Annotated in this window: 17 protein-coding genes; 12 read left to right on the top strand and 5 right to left on the bottom strand. The window is 66.1% G+C overall.

Annotated features, from left to right (window positions below; genetic code table 11):
• Window positions 1–139 precede the first annotated feature (139 nt).
• Window positions 140–1,357, top strand: coding sequence for an argininosuccinate synthase (locus M2333_RS09920; protein ID WP_264586666.1), 1,218 nt, complete (start codon window positions 140–142; stop codon window positions 1,355–1,357).
• Window positions 1,358–1,419: 62 nt separating this feature from the next.
• On the opposite strand, the gene M2333_RS09915 is transcribed toward M2333_RS09920, so the two are convergent.
• The 5 genes from M2333_RS09915 to ispH form a co-directional block, all read right to left on the bottom strand.
• A complete protein-coding gene (locus M2333_RS09915; protein WP_181558843.1) occupies window positions 1,420–1,563 on the bottom strand; it encodes a hypothetical protein in 144 nt (47 codons plus the stop codon).
• A 105-nt stretch (window positions 1,564–1,668) separates the two neighbouring features.
• The gene (gene amyA / locus M2333_RS09910) at window positions 1,669–3,156 is read right to left on the bottom strand and encodes an alpha-amylase (protein WP_264611634.1); all 1,488 of its coding nucleotides are present in this window, start codon (window positions 3,154–3,156) and stop codon (window positions 1,669–1,671) included.
• A 134-nt stretch (window positions 3,157–3,290) separates the two neighbouring features.
• The gene (gene rnhA / locus M2333_RS09905) at window positions 3,291–3,728 is read right to left on the bottom strand and encodes a ribonuclease HI (protein ID WP_181558845.1); all 438 of its coding nucleotides are present in this window, start codon (window positions 3,726–3,728) and stop codon (window positions 3,291–3,293) included.
• Window positions 3,725–4,708, bottom strand: a complete 984-nt coding sequence (gene thrB, locus M2333_RS09900; RefSeq protein WP_264611633.1) for a homoserine kinase — start codon at window positions 4,706–4,708, stop codon at window positions 3,725–3,727. The genes rnhA and thrB overlap by 4 nt, the downstream gene beginning before the upstream one ends.
• Window positions 4,709–4,711: 3 nt before the next feature.
• Window positions 4,712–5,668, bottom strand: coding sequence for a 4-hydroxy-3-methylbut-2-enyl diphosphate reductase (gene ispH, locus M2333_RS09895; RefSeq protein WP_413714902.1), 957 nt, complete (start codon window positions 5,666–5,668; stop codon window positions 4,712–4,714).
• Window positions 5,669–5,875: 207 nt separating this feature from the next.
• On the opposite strand from ispH, the gene M2333_RS09890 reads away from it, so the two are divergent.
• The 11 genes from M2333_RS09890 to M2333_RS09840 all read left to right on the top strand — a co-directional run bounded on the left by M2333_RS09890 (window position 5,876) and on the right by M2333_RS09840 (window position 14,741).
• Window positions 5,876–6,577 carry a hypothetical protein gene (locus M2333_RS09890; protein ID WP_319801307.1) on the top strand — a complete coding sequence of 234 codons (702 nt, stop codon included), beginning with the start codon at window positions 5,876–5,878 and terminating at the stop codon, window positions 6,575–6,577.
• A gap of 71 nt (window positions 6,578–6,648) precedes the next feature.
• The gene (gene argS / locus M2333_RS09885) at window positions 6,649–8,376 is read left to right on the top strand and encodes an arginine--tRNA ligase (protein ID WP_264611632.1); all 1,728 of its coding nucleotides are present in this window, start codon (window positions 6,649–6,651) and stop codon (window positions 8,374–8,376) included.
• Window positions 8,376–9,137 (top strand): SPOR domain-containing protein, encoded by a 762-nt coding sequence (locus tag M2333_RS09880; RefSeq protein WP_181558849.1) that lies wholly within the window; start codon window positions 8,376–8,378, stop codon window positions 9,135–9,137. Before argS ends, M2333_RS09880 begins: the two co-directional genes overlap by 1 nt.
• A gap of 10 nt (window positions 9,138–9,147) precedes the next feature.
• Window positions 9,148–10,164 carry a beta-N-acetylhexosaminidase gene (gene nagZ / locus M2333_RS09875; RefSeq protein ID WP_264611631.1) on the top strand — a complete coding sequence of 339 codons (1,017 nt, stop codon included), beginning with the start codon at window positions 9,148–9,150 and terminating at the stop codon, window positions 10,162–10,164.
• A 62-nt stretch (window positions 10,165–10,226) separates the two neighbouring features.
• Window positions 10,227–10,982 carry a segregation and condensation protein A gene (locus M2333_RS09870; RefSeq protein ID WP_264572368.1) on the top strand — a complete coding sequence of 252 codons (756 nt, stop codon included), beginning with the start codon at window positions 10,227–10,229 and terminating at the stop codon, window positions 10,980–10,982.
• Window positions 10,979–11,596 (top strand): SMC-Scp complex subunit ScpB, encoded by a 618-nt coding sequence (scpB, locus tag M2333_RS09865; RefSeq protein ID WP_264578301.1) that lies wholly within the window; start codon window positions 10,979–10,981, stop codon window positions 11,594–11,596. Before M2333_RS09870 ends, scpB begins: the two co-directional genes overlap by 4 nt.
• A gap of 95 nt (window positions 11,597–11,691) precedes the next feature.
• Window positions 11,692–11,934: a twin-arginine translocase TatA/TatE family subunit gene (locus M2333_RS09860; RefSeq protein ID WP_181558851.1), complete on the top strand. Its 243-nt coding sequence runs from the start codon at window positions 11,692–11,694 to the stop codon at window positions 11,932–11,934.
• A gap of 29 nt (window positions 11,935–11,963) precedes the next feature.
• Window positions 11,964–12,434, top strand: a complete 471-nt coding sequence (tatB, locus tag M2333_RS09855) for a Sec-independent protein translocase protein TatB (RefSeq protein ID WP_264611630.1) — start codon at window positions 11,964–11,966, stop codon at window positions 12,432–12,434.
• Window positions 12,431–13,219: a twin-arginine translocase subunit TatC gene (gene tatC / locus M2333_RS09850; RefSeq protein ID WP_264611629.1), complete on the top strand. Its 789-nt coding sequence runs from the start codon at window positions 12,431–12,433 to the stop codon at window positions 13,217–13,219. Before tatB ends, tatC begins: the two co-directional genes overlap by 4 nt.
• A 95-nt stretch (window positions 13,220–13,314) precedes the next feature.
• Window positions 13,315–14,301 (top strand): cysteine synthase A, encoded by a 987-nt coding sequence (locus M2333_RS09845; protein ID WP_264572192.1) that lies wholly within the window; start codon window positions 13,315–13,317, stop codon window positions 14,299–14,301.
• 11 nt (window positions 14,302–14,312) lie between these two features.
• A complete protein-coding gene (locus tag M2333_RS09840; RefSeq protein WP_264611628.1) occupies window positions 14,313–14,741 on the top strand; it encodes a hypothetical protein in 429 nt (142 codons plus the stop codon).
• Window positions 14,742–14,756 lie beyond the last annotated feature (15 nt).

Raw genomic sequence — 14,756 nt, 5'->3', positions numbered from 1 at the left:
GATCGATCTTGCCGATGACTAGTGGCGGGCTGCCAGCGGATTGGCGCGCCCGGCGTCCCTCACAGGTTGCGCGTTTTGAGCGACGCTGATAGGCGACCGGCCTGATCCTCGACCTCCAGTTCGAAAGACCCCTGTCGCCATGTCCGACACCATCAAGCGCGTTGTTCTCGCCTATTCCGGTGGCCTCGATACCAGCGTCATCCTCAAGTGGCTGCAAATCCATTATGGCTGCGAGGTCGTGACCTTCACGGCCGATCTGGGGCAGGGTGAGGAGCTGGAGCCGGCCCGGCAGAAGGCGCTGAATGCCGGCGTGAAGCCCGAGCACATCTTCATCGACGATCTGCGCGAGGAATTCGTGCGGGATTATGTCTTCCCGATGATGCGCGCCAACGCCATGTATGAGGGGCTGTATCTGCTCGGCACCTCCATCGCGCGGCCGCTGATCGCCAAGCGGCAGATCGAGATCGCCAAGATGGTCGGGGCCGATGCCGTGTCCCACGGCGCGACCGGCAAGGGCAATGACCAGGTCCGGTTCGAGCTTGGCTATTATGCGCTCCAGCCGGATATCAAGGTCATCGCGCCGTGGCGCGAATGGGATCTGACCTCGCGCACCAAGCTCATCGAGTGGGCCGAGCAGCACCAGATCATGGTGCCCAAGGACAAGCGGGGCGAGGCGCCCTTCTCCACCGACGCCAACATGCTGCACACCTCCTCGGAGGGCAAAGTGCTGGAAGATCCGTGGGAGGAGGTGCCGGACTATGTCTATTCGCGCACCGTCAATCCCGAGGATGCGCCGGACACGCCGGAGTATATCACCGTCGATTTCGACAAGGGCGACGGCACGGCCCTCAATGGCCAGGCGATGAGCCCCGCGACGCTGCTCGAGGCGCTTAACGAACTGGGCCGCAAGCACGGCATCGGCCGGCTCGATCTGGTCGAGAACCGCTTCGTCGGCATGAAGTCACGCGGCATGTACGAGACGCCGGGCGGCACCATCTATGCGCTGGCCCATCGCGGCATCGAGCAGTTGACGCTGGATCGCGGCGCCGCCCATCTCAAGGACGAACTGGCGCCGCGCTATGCGGAACTGGTCTATAACGGCTTCTGGTTCTCACCCGAGCGCGAGATGCTGCAGGCGGCAATCGACCACAGCCAGCTGAAGGTCGCAGGCACGGTTCGCCTCAAGCTCTATAAGGGCAGTTGCATCGTCGTGGGGCGCAAGTCGCCCAATTCGCTCTACAGCGAGAAGGTCGTGACGTTCGAGGATGATGCGGGCGCCTATGATCAGCGGGATGCGGCTGGCTTCATCAAGCTCAACGCCCTGCGTCTGCGCTTGCTCGGGCGCCGCGATATTTGAGGAATGTGGGCCGGCCGCGTCCGGCCCCACTTTTCTGCGCGCAAAGCGCATTCAGGCCGGCGTCAGCTCTGGGCCGAGCCCCAGAACAGAACGACCGCCATCACGATCACCGCAAGCACGAGCGAGATGCTCAGCACATAACGGACGATGTGCGGCGTCTGGCCGGCACGGGCGTCTTCGGTGGTCTTGTGAACCTCATCTTCCATCTGAGAACTCCTTTCAATTGAGCCAACGCGCGATGTTGGAGGGTCGTTCCTGAGCATCGGTCGCGTCGGAGTTCCCAAAAGGGCAATGCGCTGGCGCTGAGCCCCTCAAAATGCGTCGCTGCGCACCCACACACTGACACTCCCGCCATTCACCTGCGCGGTCAGTCGTCCCTCGTCGTCCGACCAGATTTCTTCCTCGCAATGCCCGAGATAATCGCGGAAGCCCGCGCCGGCATGATCCGGGCCGAGATCGAAGACCTTGGTGGCATCGCCCGCATTGGTGAGCAGCACGACGCAGCCCGGCGCATCCTCCGTGCCGTGGCGGATGAAGCCGATGGCGTGGGGATCGTCGAACAGATCGGTCTGTGGCCCATGCGCGAAACGCTGCCGCGCTTCGATCAGCTTCTCGAGGCCGTCGATCGGCGGCATCTCGACCTCATGAGTCTCGCCATCGCCGCCCGTATCCTTGTACCGCGCGCCATAGAGATCGGGATAGAACACGCACGGCACCCCGGCGTCGCGCAGCAGGATCAGCGCATAAGCCAGCGGGCGGAACCAGGTCTCGACGGGTGCTTCCATCGCCTGCAGCGCCTGGGTGTCGTGGTTCGCGACGATCGTCACCGCCCGGTCCGGCGCCGTCGCCACCAGCGAACCGTCGAAGATCGTCCGCATGTCGAACGCATCGCCCGCGCAGGAGGCCTCGTGAAAGCGATGATGCAGGGCGACATCGAACAGGGCGAGTTGATGATCGACCCGGTCGAGATAGGTCTGCAGGGCGGTCATGTCCGGGTGCCAATATTCGGCGACCACGAACAGATCGTCCGCCACGCTCTCCCGCATATGTCCCACCCAGTCACGGAAGAACCAGGCCGGGATATGCTTGGCGGCATCGAGCCGGAAGCCATCGACCGGAAGCTGCTCGGCCAGCCAGCGGCCCCAATATTTCAGCTCCTCGTAGACGGCGTTGTTGCGGAACTCGATGTCCGATCCCATCAGATAATCGAAGTTGCCGAGTTCCTCGTCCACCTCGGCGTTCCACTCGCCATCCCCATAGTCGTTGACGAGCTTGAACACGCCATTCTCATTGGGCTCGTCGAGATGGTCCACGCCGCTGAAGCAGCGGGCATCCCAGATGAACTTGGAATGGGCGCCATTGCGCCCCGGGAAGGTGAAGCGCGTATAGGCGCGCGCCTCGAAAGCCTCGTCCTCGATCTCGGTGCGGTTATCCGGATTGACCCGGCGCACGCGCACCTGCTCCGTCTCGTCCCCGCCCATCTTGTGATTGAAGACAACGTCGTGGATCACCCGCAATCCGGCCTCGCGCAGGGCAGCACAGGCCCGTTCGAGCGCGGCGCGATCGCCATATTTGGTCGCCACCGTGCCCTTCTGGTCGAACTCGCCGAGGTCGAACAGGTCATAGGCGTCATAACCAACCGAATAGCCGCCCGCCGCCCCCTTGCCGGCCGGTGGCAGCCAGACATCGGTGATGCCGATGCCCGCCAGGCTGGCGCTCTTGTCAGCCACCTCATCCCAATGCCGCCCTCCATCCTGCGTGTACCAATGGAAGAACTGGATCAGGGTGCGTGGCGGCATAAAAGTCCGATCTTTGGCTAACGAGCCGAGGATCGGCTCCCCGCCGTAACGAAAACTGGGGGTGGTCGTTCCAACCGGCGTAAAAGCGCGCCCTATGGGCAGTGACGCCAACATGCGCCCGAAGGCGCGAAAACCTAACCTCGCGCCCGCTCCGCTGCATCACTGGCGAGGCGGTCGGCGCGCTCGTTCTCCGGGTGGCCGGAGTGGCCCTTCACCCATTGCCAGTCGATCCGGTGGGGGGCGACGGCGGCGAGCAGCTCCTGCCAGAGGTCGGCATTCTTGACCGGTTTCTTGTCGGCGGTGCGCCAGCCATTGCGCTGCCAGCCGTGAATCCAGCGGGTGATGCCGTCCTTCACATAGTTGCTGTCCGTGGACAGGATCACATGGCACGGCCCCTTGAGGGCGTTGAGGCCGGCGATTGCGGCCATCAGCTCCATCCGGTTGTTGGTGGTGTGCGCTTCCCCGCCGGAAAGCTCCTTCTCATGGCCGTTGAAGCGCAGCACCACGCCCCAGCCGCCCGGTCCGGGATTGCCCTTGCAGGCGCCGTCGGTGAACAGCTGGACGGTTTTCACGAGGCCGAGCCGAACAGCGCCGCTGCGTCCGTTTCGGCATAAAAGTCGAGGCGCCGCAGATAGGCCAGCGGGTCCTTGCGCGTCACCAGCGCATTGGCGGGCGTGTTGATCCAGTCATAGGCGCGGGTCAGCAGGAAGCGCAGCGCCGCGCCGCGTGCGAGGACAGGCAGCGCGGCATATTCCTCCGCGCTCAGCCCATGCGTCGCGCGATATCCCGCGATCAGCGCCAAAGCCACGGCACTGTCGAAGTCCCGCCCATCCGGGCCGAAGCACCAGGCGCCATGCATGATGGCGAGATCATAGGCGCGGATGTCCGTGCAGCTGAAGTAGAAGTCGATCAGTCCGCCGACCTCGTCGCCGCGCATCAGCACATTGTCCGGAAACAGATCGGCATGGATGACGCCACGCGCCAGCGCCTGCGGCCAATGCGCGTCGAGATAGGCGAGTTCGGTCCGTACGCGCTGTTCCAGCCCCGGCTGGATGGTATCCAGCGCGCCGCCGCAGTCATTGGCGAGGCGGTGCCATCCTTCCGGGCCAAGCGTGTTGGGGCGCTCGCCGGAGAAATCCTCGGCGGCGCGGTGAAACTGCCCCAGCGCCGCGCCGGCAGACCGGGCCTGCGGCGGGGTCGGGTGGGTCACCGAGACGCCGTTCAGAAACTCGATGAGGGCGGCGGGCCGCCCGCACAGCGTCTGCAGTGCCTTGCCCTCGCGGTCATGGATGAAGCGCGGCACCGGGCAGCCACGCGCGCCGACATGGTCGAGCAGGTCCATGAAGAAAGGCAGGTCCGCCACATCCACGCGCTTTTCGTAAAGCGTCAGGATGAAGCGGGCGCCGTTGCCGTCCGCGCCGGTCGTGTCGACCAGATAGTTGCTGTTCTCGACACCCTCGGCGATGCCCTTGGCCGCGAGCAGCGTGCCGACGTCGTAGCGTTCGAGGAAGAGCGCCAGCGTCTCGGCCGGCACCTGCGTGTAGACAGCCATGGCTCAGGCCGCTTCCAGGCCGCGCGGCAGCTTGAAGGTGATCGATTCGGTGGTGGTGAGCACTTCCTCCTCGGTCACGTCGAAGCGGGTGGCGAGCTTGTCGATCACGCTGCGCACCAGCACTTCGGGCGCGCTGGCCCCGGCGGTCACGCCCAGCGTCTCGACGCCGGCCAGCCAGTCGAAGTCGATTTCGTCGGCGGTTTCGATCAGGCGGGCGCGCGCGCCGCTGCGGTCGGCGACCTCGACCAACCGCATGGAGTTGGAGCTGTTCGGCGCCCCGATCACCATCACAGCCTGCGCACGACGGGCGATTTCCTTCGTTGCGGCCTGGCGGTTGGAGGTCGCATAGCAGATGTCCTCGCCCTTCGGCGCGGCAATGTCCGGAAAGCGCCGCTCCAGCGTCGCGACGATCTCCGCGGTATCGTCGACGGAGAGCGTGGTCTGGGTGAGGAAGGCCAGCGACACGCCGGGGGCGGGCTGGAAGGCCTCGGCATCTGCCTGCGTCTCGATCAGCGTCATCGCGCCGTCCGGCACCTGGCCGAACGTGCCGATCACCTCGGGATGGTTGGCGTGGCCGATGAACAGGATGTGGCGCCCGGCCTCCACCTGCCGCTCGGCCTGCCGGTGGACCTTGGAGACCAGCGGGCAGGTCGCATCAAGATAATCGAGGCCGCGCGCCTCGGCATTGGCGGGCACGACCTTGGGCACGCCATGGGCGGAAAAGACCACTGGCCGCCCATCGGGCACCTGATCCAGCTCGTCCACGAAGATGGCGCCCTTGGCGCGCAGCCCATCGACGACGAAGCGGTTGTGGACGATCTCGTGCCGGACATAGACCGGCGCGCCGAACTTCTCGAGCGCCCGCTCCACGATCATGATCGCGCGGTCGACGCCGGCGCAGAAGCCGCGCGGTGCGGCGACCAGAACGGTGAGGGCGGGGCGCTGGCGAGAGGCAGGCATGTCGGGCATATGTGTCGATCCATCCATCCAGTCCCATTAGGGGCATGGCCGCCCGAGGGAAAGCCGGAAGAATGGGAGAGGGCGCAACGGCCGTCCGGTTCATCCTGCGGTCATCTGGCGCGGGCGAGGTCTTTGCAGCCCGTCCGGGCGACGTGCCCTTTCGGTTGCGCGCCCGTGGGAGCGCGACTAAGAAGCGCGGACCCGATTGTGCGCGGGATATCCCGCGCGCGCCAGAATGAAGGAATTGGAGCCATCGTGCGGATCGCCGCTCTCTCGAAACCCGCCGTTCTGGCAGCTCTTGTCGCCCTGATGGCCGGCTGCGCGAAGCGCGGCGACATCGACTCCGCCGGACAGGGCATCATCCAGTTCCGTACCGCCTGCCCGACCGTGGCCGTGGCCGCGCACACCGGCGACGTCACGCTGTTCGACCCGGCCGACAGCCGCGACGCGCGCGCCATCGACGTGGTCGCGACGCTCACCGATGTGCGGCCGGCGTGCACCACGGGCGACACCGACATCTACTCGCAGGTCGGCTACAAGGTGGTCGCGGTGCGCCGCGATGTCGGTCCGGCGCGGACGGTCGATCTGCCGGTCTTCGCGGCGGTCGTGCGCGGCGCGACGGCGGTGACCGCCAAGCGCGTTACGATGGTGCGGCTGAATTTCGCCGAGGGCGCGCTGCGTGCCGAGGCGACGGGCAGCACCTCCGCCTATATCGATCGCAGTGCGGCAACGCTGCCGCCCGAGATCGAGCGCATGATTACCCGCCCGCGCAAGACGGGCGACCAGGACGCGGCGCTCGATCCGCTGGCCCGCCCGGAAGTGCGCGAGGCGATCCAGCGAAGCAGCTTCGAGCTGCTCCTGGGTTTCAACCTGACCACCGACCAGCTCCGCTATAACGTGACCCGCTGACATTTTCCGGCGGCCGGACGACCGCAGCATCCTGCAGCCGCGCCGCCGATGCTGACAGGACCGCTGACCCGATGAATATCTTCGCTCGTATCGCCGCCGCGCTGGACGGCCTTCTGGACGACATGGTGCAGGCTGGCGAATTGCCCGCCGGCCTCAATCGCGCCGCCGTGACCGTCGAACCGCCGCGCGACCCCTCGCATGGCGACATGGCGACCAATGCCGCGATGGTGCTGGCCAAGCCCGCCAGCACCAATCCCCGCGCCCTTGCCGAGCTGATCGCCGGCCGGCTGCGGACGCTCGCGGATGTCGACGGCGTGGAGATCGCCGGCCCCGGCTTCATCAACCTGCGTCTTGTCCGCACCGCCTGGGAAGACGAGCTTGCAGCCATCCATGCGGCTGGGCCCGACTATGGCCGCTCGACGATGGGCAAGGGCGTGCGCGTCAACATCGAATATGTCTCGGCCAATCCGACCGGGCCAATGCACATGGGCCATTGCCGGGGTGCGGTGGTCGGCGATGCGCTGGCGGCACTGCTCGAATATGCCGGGCACAGCGTCATCCGCGAATATTATATCAACGATGCCGGCGCGCAGGTGCAGACGCTCGGTCGTTCGGTGCATCTGCGCTACAGGGAGGCGCTGGGCGAGACGATCGCGATCCCCGACGGCTTCTATCCGGGCGAATATCTGATCCCCATCGGTCAGGCGCTGGCGGCGGAATTTGGCGACCGCTACGTCGGGGCACCGGAAGCGGACTGGCTCGACCTCTTCCGCGAGCGCGCCGTCGCTGCGATGATGGACATGATCCGCGCCGATCTGGCGCTGCTCGGCATTCATCATGATGTCTTCGCCTCCGAGGCGGCCGTGCAGCAGGCCGGCCGCGTCGATGCCGCGCTGGCCCGGCTGGAGGCGGAAGGCCTCATCTATCAGGGCGTGCTGGAGCCGCCCAAGGGTGAACTGCCTGACGACTGGGAGCCGACCGAGATGACGCTCTTCCGGGCGACGCAGTTCGGCGACGATAGCGACCGGCCGGTGCGCAAGTCCGATGGCGGTCTGACCTATTTCGGCACCGACCTCGCATATCATGCTCAGAAGGCCGAAACCGCCGACCAGCTGATCGACATCTGGGGCGCCGACCATGCCGGCACCGTCAAGCGCATCAAGGCGGCCGTGGCTGCGCTGACCGGCGGCAAGGTCCAGTTCGACGTCAAGCTGGTGCAGATGGTGCGCCTGATGCGTAATGGCGAGCTGGTCCGCATGGGCAAGCGGCTCGGCAATTTCGTCACGCTGGCCGACGTCGTCGAGGAGGTCGGCAAGGATGTCGTGCGCTTCACCATGCTGACACGCAAGGCCGATGCGCAGATGGACTTCGACTTCGCCAAGGTGGTGGAAGCCAGCAAGGACAATCCGGTCTTCTACGTGCAATATGCCCATGCGCGGATTTCCTCGCTGGCGCGCCGGGTGCAGGAGAGCTTCCCGGACGGTCTGCCCGCGGCGGACAGCGCGCTGTTCGGCCCGGAGGAGCTGGATCTGGTCAAGCAGCTGGCCACTTTCCCCCGCGTGGTGGAGGCTGCCGCCAATGCGCGTGAGCCGCATCGCATCGCCTTCTATCTCTACGATCTTGCCGCCAGCTTCCATGGCTGGTGGAACCTCGGCAACGATCAGCCCGAGCGGCGCGTGATCGTTGCGGGCGATGCGGGCCTCACGGCGGCGCGACTGCACTTGAGCGCCGGAATCGGTCAGGTTATCAAGAACGGCCTGGCCCTGATGGGCGTCAGCGCGCTTGAGGAGATGAACTGATGTCAGCCGGGGAGCCGAACAACGGTCTCAATCTTGATGACGAGGACCGGCTGCCCTGGCTGGAGCCCGCAGGAATCGAGGAAGAGACCGAAAGGGTGTCCCCGATCCGCATTGTCGGTCTGGCGGTGCTCGGGCTTGTTCTGCTCGGGGTGATTGTCGCCGGCGGCTATCTGTTCAGCAATCGTGATCGCAGCGGCAGCGATGGCTCGGCCCCGCTGATCGCGGCGGAGAACAAGGATTACAAGGTTCCGGCCAACGCGTCGGACGCGCGCACCTTCGATGGGGAAGGGGACGAAGCCTTTGCAGCCAGCGAGGGCCGGGAGGCTTCGGGCCGCATCGATGCGAGCCGCGTGCCGGAAGCGCCGCGTGACGACCTGAAGCAGACCGGCCCGACGGCGCCGGCCCTCGCCGTTCCCGCAGAACGTCCGGCGGCAAAGCCCACGGTCATCGCGCCGGTCAAGACGGCCGCCACGCCCAAGCCGGCGGCGCCGGCTCCGGCGAAGGTCGAGGATGTCGATACCTTGACCGGGCCGCGCGTTCAGCTCGGCGCCTTTGCCTCGCGCGCCATCGCCGAGGAGGTCTGGAAGAAGCAGTCCGGCCGATTCGACTATCTCTCGGCCCTCAAGCACAGCGTCGAGCCGGTCGAGACGGGCGGACGCACCCTGTATCGCCTGCGCGCCAGCGTCGCCTCCCCGGCGGATGCCACCGCCACCTGCGGGCGGCTGCGTGTGGCGGGCGAAAATTGCATCGTCGTTCGGTGATCTCCGCGCGATGAAGCCGGTCATCTTCGGCCTTGCCGGCGAGCGTGTCAGCGCGGAAGAGCGGGCGCTGTTCCAGGCCTGCGACCCCGCGGGCTACATCCTGTTCGGCCGCAACATCGCCGACCGCGCCCAGTTGCGCGCGCTGACCGATGAGCTGCGCGACATTGCGCGGCGGGACGATCTGTACATCATGATCGATCAGGAAGGCGGCCGCGTCGCGCGGATGCGCCCGCCGCACTGGCCGGACTGTCCCCCCGCCGCACGCTTCGATGCCCTTTATGATCTGGCGCCTTCGAGCGCGATGGAGGCGGCGCGCTGCAACGCCCGGCTGCTGGGCACGATGCTCTCGGAAGTCGGGATCACCGCCAATGCCGCCCCTGTGCTCGATCTGCGCTATCCCGGCGCGAGCGACATCGTTGGGGATCGGTCGTTCGGCGCTGAGCCGATGCGGGTCGCGGCGCTGGGCCGGGCGACGCTGGAGGGGCTGAGGGACGGCGGCGTCGCCGGCATCGTCAAGCATATGCCGGGACATGGCCGCGCGCTGGTCGACAGCCACCTCGCTTTGCCCACGGTCTCGGCCAGCGCCGACGAGATGGAGCGCGACCTCGCGCCATTCCGGGCGCTGCGTCACGCTCCGGCGGGGATGACCGCGCATATCGTTTACACCGCCTGGGATGCGGACCGGCCAGCCAGCCTGTCGCCTTATGTGATTCGCGAGATTATTCGCGGCGCCATTGGCTTTGATGGCCTGCTGATGTCGGACGATCTCGACATGAAGGCGCTGAACGGTCCGGCGGATGAACTGGCCGAAGCGGTGGTCGCTGCCGGTTGCGATCTTGCGCTCAATTGCTGGGGGCGGATGGACGAGATGACGGCCATCGCCGCGCGGTTGCCGGACATGTCCGATGCAGCGCGCGAGCGGCTGGACCGGGCGATGGCGAGCATCGCCGGCGGCGCAGATCCGGCCTGGCCGGGCGAAAAGGCGATGGCGACGCGCGACGCGCTCTTGGCGCTCACGCCGGCATGAGCGCCAGCTCGCCCGTCCAGCCTGCCGATAAGGCGCCGACCGGGCTGTTCGATGGCGAGTGGATGGAGCCTGTCCGCCGCCTGCCGGGCGATGCCATCCTCACCGTCTCCGTGGAAAGCTGGGAGGGGCCGCTCGATCTTCTTCTGGCGCTGGCGCGGACGCAGAAGGTGGATCTGCGCGAGATTTCCATCCTCGCCCTTGTCGAGCAATATCTGCGTTTCATCGAGGAAGCTGCGGAACTGCGACTGGAACTGGCCGCCGATTATCTGGTCATGGCGGCCTGGCTCGCCTATCTCAAATCCGGCCTGCTGCTGCCCAAGGAAGCGCAGCCCGAGCCCTCGCCCGAGGAACTGGCGCTGCGCCTCCATCTGCGGCTGCAGCGGCTGGAGGCGATGCGCGAGGCGGGCGCCCGCCTGATGGCGCGGGATCGGCTGGGCCGGGATGTCTTCCCCCGCGCGGCGCCGGAAGGATTGCACCGGCCGCGCGCAATCGTGTGGCAGGCCAGCCTGTTCGACATCATTCAGGCTTATGGGCAGGTGAAGGCGCGGACGGCGCCGCGCATCCACATTGTCCATCGCCGGCCGGTGATGACGCTGGATGAAGCCATTGAGCGGGTGTCGCGCCTGATCGGCATGGAGCTGGACTGGGCCGAGCTGGGCCGGTTCCTCCCCGAAACCGCTGATCCGCAGCTGCGCCGCTCGGCGTTGGCCAGCAGTTTCGTCGCAGCGCTGGAACTGGCGCGGCTGGGACGCGTCGAACTGCGGCAGGAAGAGACGTTCGCGCCGCTGTATCTGCGCGCGCCGGCGGTGCCGTCATGAGCGCGCCGGCGTTCCATGCTGCGAGCGAGATGGAACGTCTCGTGGAAGCCGTGCTGTTCGCGGCCGAGGCGCCGCTGACGGTCGCCGAGATCCAGCGGCATAGCGGGCTGGACGGCGATATCCGGGGCTGCCTGTCGGCTTTGGCCGCGCATTATGCCGGTCGCGGGATTGAACTGGTCGAGCGGGGCGGGCGCTGGCATTTCCAGACGGCAGCCGATCTCAGTCATATCCTGCGCCGCGAGCGGGAGGAGCCGCGCAAGCTCAGCCGGGCCGCGGTCGAGACGCTGGCGATCATCGCTTATCACGAACCGGTCAGCCGCGCGGAGATCGAGGCGATTCGCGGCGTGCAGGTCGGCAAGGGGACGCTGGACGTGCTGATGGAGGCGGGCTGGGTGCGCCCGGCGGGGCGGCGAGAGGTGCCGGGACGGCCGCTCACTTATGCGACGACCCCTGATTTTCTCAGCCACTTCGGCCTCTCCAGTCGGCGCGATCTGCCCGGGATCGACGATCTGCGCGCTGCCGGCCTGCTCGATCCGGTCGATCTGGCGATGGAATCACTGGATTTGCAGGGGAGTCTTGAAAATGACCCACAAGATGAAGAAGATGAGGACTGATCGCCTTATTCGATGAGGCAAGGGCTGATGCCGGGATGGCCATTGCGCTATGGACCCGCAGGGCTTAGTTAGGGCGCATTCACAGGAGATTTCTGATGGGTTTCGGTTCCCCGATTCACTGGGTCGTACTGGTGCTGGTGATCGTGCTGCTGTTCGGCGGCGGACGCATCTCCAGCCTGATGGGCGATGTCGCCAAGGGTATTAAGAGCTTCAAGAAGGGCCTTGCGGATGATGACGGCGATACGGCGAGCGCGGCGAAGCCTGCGCAGCGCATCGATCGCCAGTCCGCAGCCGGCGAGAGCAGCGCGACGCGCGAAGAGCAGAAGCTCGAAAGCTAATCCGGGCGGTCTGATCAGGCCAACCTGGCATGTTTGACATTGCGTCCACAGAGCTGCTGCTGATCGCGGTGGTGGCGGTCCTCGTGATCGGCCCCAAGGATCTGCCGCGCGCGCTCTATAAATTCGGTCAGATCGTCGGCAAGGCGCGCGGCATGGCGCGCCATTTCCGCAGCGGCATCGACGCCATGGTGCGCGAAGCCGAGCTTGAGGAGCTGCAAAAGCAGTGGGCCAAGCAAAACCAGAAGATCATGGACGAAACCCGCAATACGGAGTTCAGCGATCCGGCGAGCGCACCCGCCCTGCAGGATCATAGCGCGCCGGAACTGCTGGGGGATCGTGACGACAAGGTCGCGACCGATGACGCGCCGTCGCATCCCGGCGAGACGGTCGAGGATGTCGGCCCTGCGCACAAGTCCGACGCGCCCGCGAGCGAAAGCATGGCGCAGTCCAGCCTGCCGCTTGGCACCCCCGACGAGCCGAACGGACCGCGTACCGCATGAAGGACATTGACGATACCAAGGCGCCGCTGCTCGATCATCTCATCGAGCTGAGAAAGCGCCTGTTGCGCTGCGTCGCCGCGCTCTTCATCTCCGGCGCAGTCTGCTATTATTTCGCGGGCGACATTCTCGGTTTTCTCGTCGAGCCGCTCAAGCAGGGTTTCGGCAACTCCGTAGGGAAGCTCGTCTATACAAAGCTTTATGAGGCGTTCTTCGTGGAATTGAAGGTTGCCATGTTCGGCGCCTTCTTCATCTCCTTCCCGATCACCGCCAACCAGCTCTGGGCGTTCATCGCGCCGGGCCTTTATGCCAAGGAAAAGCGCGCACTGCTGCCCTTCCTGCTGGCAACGCCGATCCTGTTCGTGGGCGGCGCAGCCTTTGCTTATTATCTGGTGATGCCGACCGCATTCCACTTCTTCCTGCGCTTTCAGGGTGACGCGGGCGGGATGCAGCTGGAAGCGCTGCCCAGCGTGGACAGCTATCTCAGCCTCGTCATGCAGTTCATCCTGGCCTTCGGCATCAGCTTTCTTCTGCCGGTGCTGGTGATGCTGCTCAATCGCGCCGGCATCGTCTCGCGCGCGCAATTGGTGGGTGCGCGGCGCTATTTCATCGTCGGTGCGGTCGCGGTGGCGGCGGTTCTCACGCCACCCGATGTGGTCTCGCAGCTCATGCTCGCGATTCCGCTCATCATCCTCTACGAAATGACCCTGATCTTCATCTGGTTTACGGATCGGCGCGCGGCCCGCGAACAGGGCGAGGACGAGCAGGCACTCGCCCGGTCCGAATAAGCGCGTTCCGGCCGCCTCGGGCGACAAGCTGGGCTTGCGGCGGCCATGCAATCTCCTGCCTTGCTCAGCGCGCTTCGTCGTCCTAGTCAGTCGCTATGACCGTCCATCCCAATACGATCTCCCTCATCGGTAATACGCCTCTCGTCCGGCTGGCCGGGCCGTCCGAGGCCAGCGGCGCCGAAATCTACGGCAAATGCGAGTTCATGAACCCGGGCGCCTCGGTCAAGGACCGCGCTGCCCTGTTCATCGTGGAAGATGCCGAGGAAAAGGGCCTGCTGCAGCCCGGCGGCACCATCGTCGAAGGGACGGCCGGCAACACTGGCATCGGCCTCGCGCTGGTCGCCAATGCCAAGGGCTATCGCACGATCATCGTCATGCCCGAGACGCAGAGCCGCGAGAAGATGGACACGTTGCGCGCGCTCGGCGCCGAGCTGGTGCTCGTCCCCGCCGCGCCTTATGCCAATCCCGGTCACTTCGTGCACACCTCGCGCCGTCTCGCCGAGGAAACGCCGAACGCGATCTGGGCCAACCAGTTCGACAATATCGCCAATCGCAAGGCCCATATCGTCGGCACGTCCGAGGAAATCTGGGCGCAGATGGAAGGGCGGATCGATGGCTTCACCTGCGCGGCCGGGACAGGCGGCACGCTGGCAGGCGTCGGCCTCGGCCTCAAGCAGAAGAGCGAGGCGATCACCATCGCGCTGACCGACCCTTATGGTGCGGCGCTGTACAATTATTACGCCCATGGCGAGTTGAAGGCGGAAGGCTCTTCGGTCGCCGAGGGGATCGGGCAGGGGCGCATCACCGCCAATCTCGAAGGCGCGCCGATCGACACGCAGTTCCGCATGTCTGACGAAGAAGGCATGATGTGGGTCGAGAAGCTGATGGGCGAGGGGCTGTGCGTTGGCCTTTCCACCGGCATCAATGTCGCAGGTGCCGTTGCACTGGGCCGCAAGCTCGGCCCGGGCAGCCGGATCGTCACCATCCTGTGCGACACGGGCCTGCGCTATCTTTCCACGCTTTACAATCGGGACTGGCTGGTTTCCAAGGGATTGACGCCTTTCCCATGGTTGGCGGACTAGGGAGCGCAAAGATGGCGGACAGTCGGCCCGAACGGGAAGCAGTGAGCCGCAAGAGCGACGTTCGCGCCCATCGTGAAGAGTTGCAGCGCGTGCAGATCGGCCTGGTCGGGCTGGCCGCGGTTCTGCTGGTCGTTACGCTGGCGAACCTGATCGTCGATGCCGTCCGTCAGGATGGGACGAGCGATACGGCGACGATGTCGAGCGATGCGTCGTCCGCCGCCGCACAGACCGGCGGCGCCAATACGACCGGCACCCCGACACCGACCAACAATGAACCGCTGGCGGATCTGGGCGTCACGCCGACCACATCGGACAGCGCCGCGCCCATCCTGCCATCGCCCGTGCCCGATCTGGAGCCCGATCCGCAATTGCGTCAGCGCATGGATCAGGACCGCGATCAGGCCCAGTCGCAGCGCCCCGCCCAGCAGCAGACGCCCTGAGCCGTCGCCCGGTTG

This window comes from Sphingobium sp. B11D3B, assembly GCF_025961735.1.
Lineage (GTDB): Bacteria > Pseudomonadota > Alphaproteobacteria > Sphingomonadales > Sphingomonadaceae > Sphingobium.
The sequence above is the reverse complement of the archived record's forward strand: the minus strand, read 5'-3'. Positions and strand labels throughout refer to the sequence as shown.

Coding starts and splice junctions, on each gene's coding strand:
- M2333_RS09920 (WP_264586666.1), top strand. CDS start 140: ATGTCCGACACCATCAAGCGCGTTGTTCTCGCCTATTCCGGTGGCCTC.
- M2333_RS09915 (WP_181558843.1), bottom strand. CDS start 1,563: ATGGAAGATGAGGTTCACAAGACCACCGAAGACGCCCGTGCCGGCCAG.
- amyA (WP_264611634.1), bottom strand. CDS start 3,156: ATGCCGCCACGCACCCTGATCCAGTTCTTCCATTGGTACACGCAGGAT.
- thrB (WP_264611633.1), bottom strand. CDS start 4,708: ATGGCTGTCTACACGCAGGTGCCGGCCGAGACGCTGGCGCTCTTCCTC.
- ispH (WP_413714902.1), bottom strand. CDS start 5,668: ATGCCTGCCTCTCGCCAGCGCCCCGCCCTCACCGTTCTGGTCGCCGCA.
- argS (WP_264611632.1), top strand. CDS start 6,649: ATGAATATCTTCGCTCGTATCGCCGCCGCGCTGGACGGCCTTCTGGAC.
- M2333_RS09880 (WP_181558849.1), top strand. CDS start 8,376: ATGTCAGCCGGGGAGCCGAACAACGGTCTCAATCTTGATGACGAGGAC.
- nagZ (WP_264611631.1), top strand. CDS start 9,148: ATGAAGCCGGTCATCTTCGGCCTTGCCGGCGAGCGTGTCAGCGCGGAA.
- M2333_RS09870 (WP_264572368.1), top strand. CDS start 10,227: ATGGAGCCTGTCCGCCGCCTGCCGGGCGATGCCATCCTCACCGTCTCC.
- scpB (WP_264578301.1), top strand. CDS start 10,979: ATGAGCGCGCCGGCGTTCCATGCTGCGAGCGAGATGGAACGTCTCGTG.
- M2333_RS09860 (WP_181558851.1), top strand. CDS start 11,692: ATGGGTTTCGGTTCCCCGATTCACTGGGTCGTACTGGTGCTGGTGATC.
- tatB (WP_264611630.1), top strand. CDS start 11,964: ATGTTTGACATTGCGTCCACAGAGCTGCTGCTGATCGCGGTGGTGGCG.
- tatC (WP_264611629.1), top strand. CDS start 12,431: ATGAAGGACATTGACGATACCAAGGCGCCGCTGCTCGATCATCTCATC.
- M2333_RS09845 (WP_264572192.1), top strand. CDS start 13,315: ATGACCGTCCATCCCAATACGATCTCCCTCATCGGTAATACGCCTCTC.
- M2333_RS09840 (WP_264611628.1), top strand. CDS start 14,313: ATGGCGGACAGTCGGCCCGAACGGGAAGCAGTGAGCCGCAAGAGCGAC.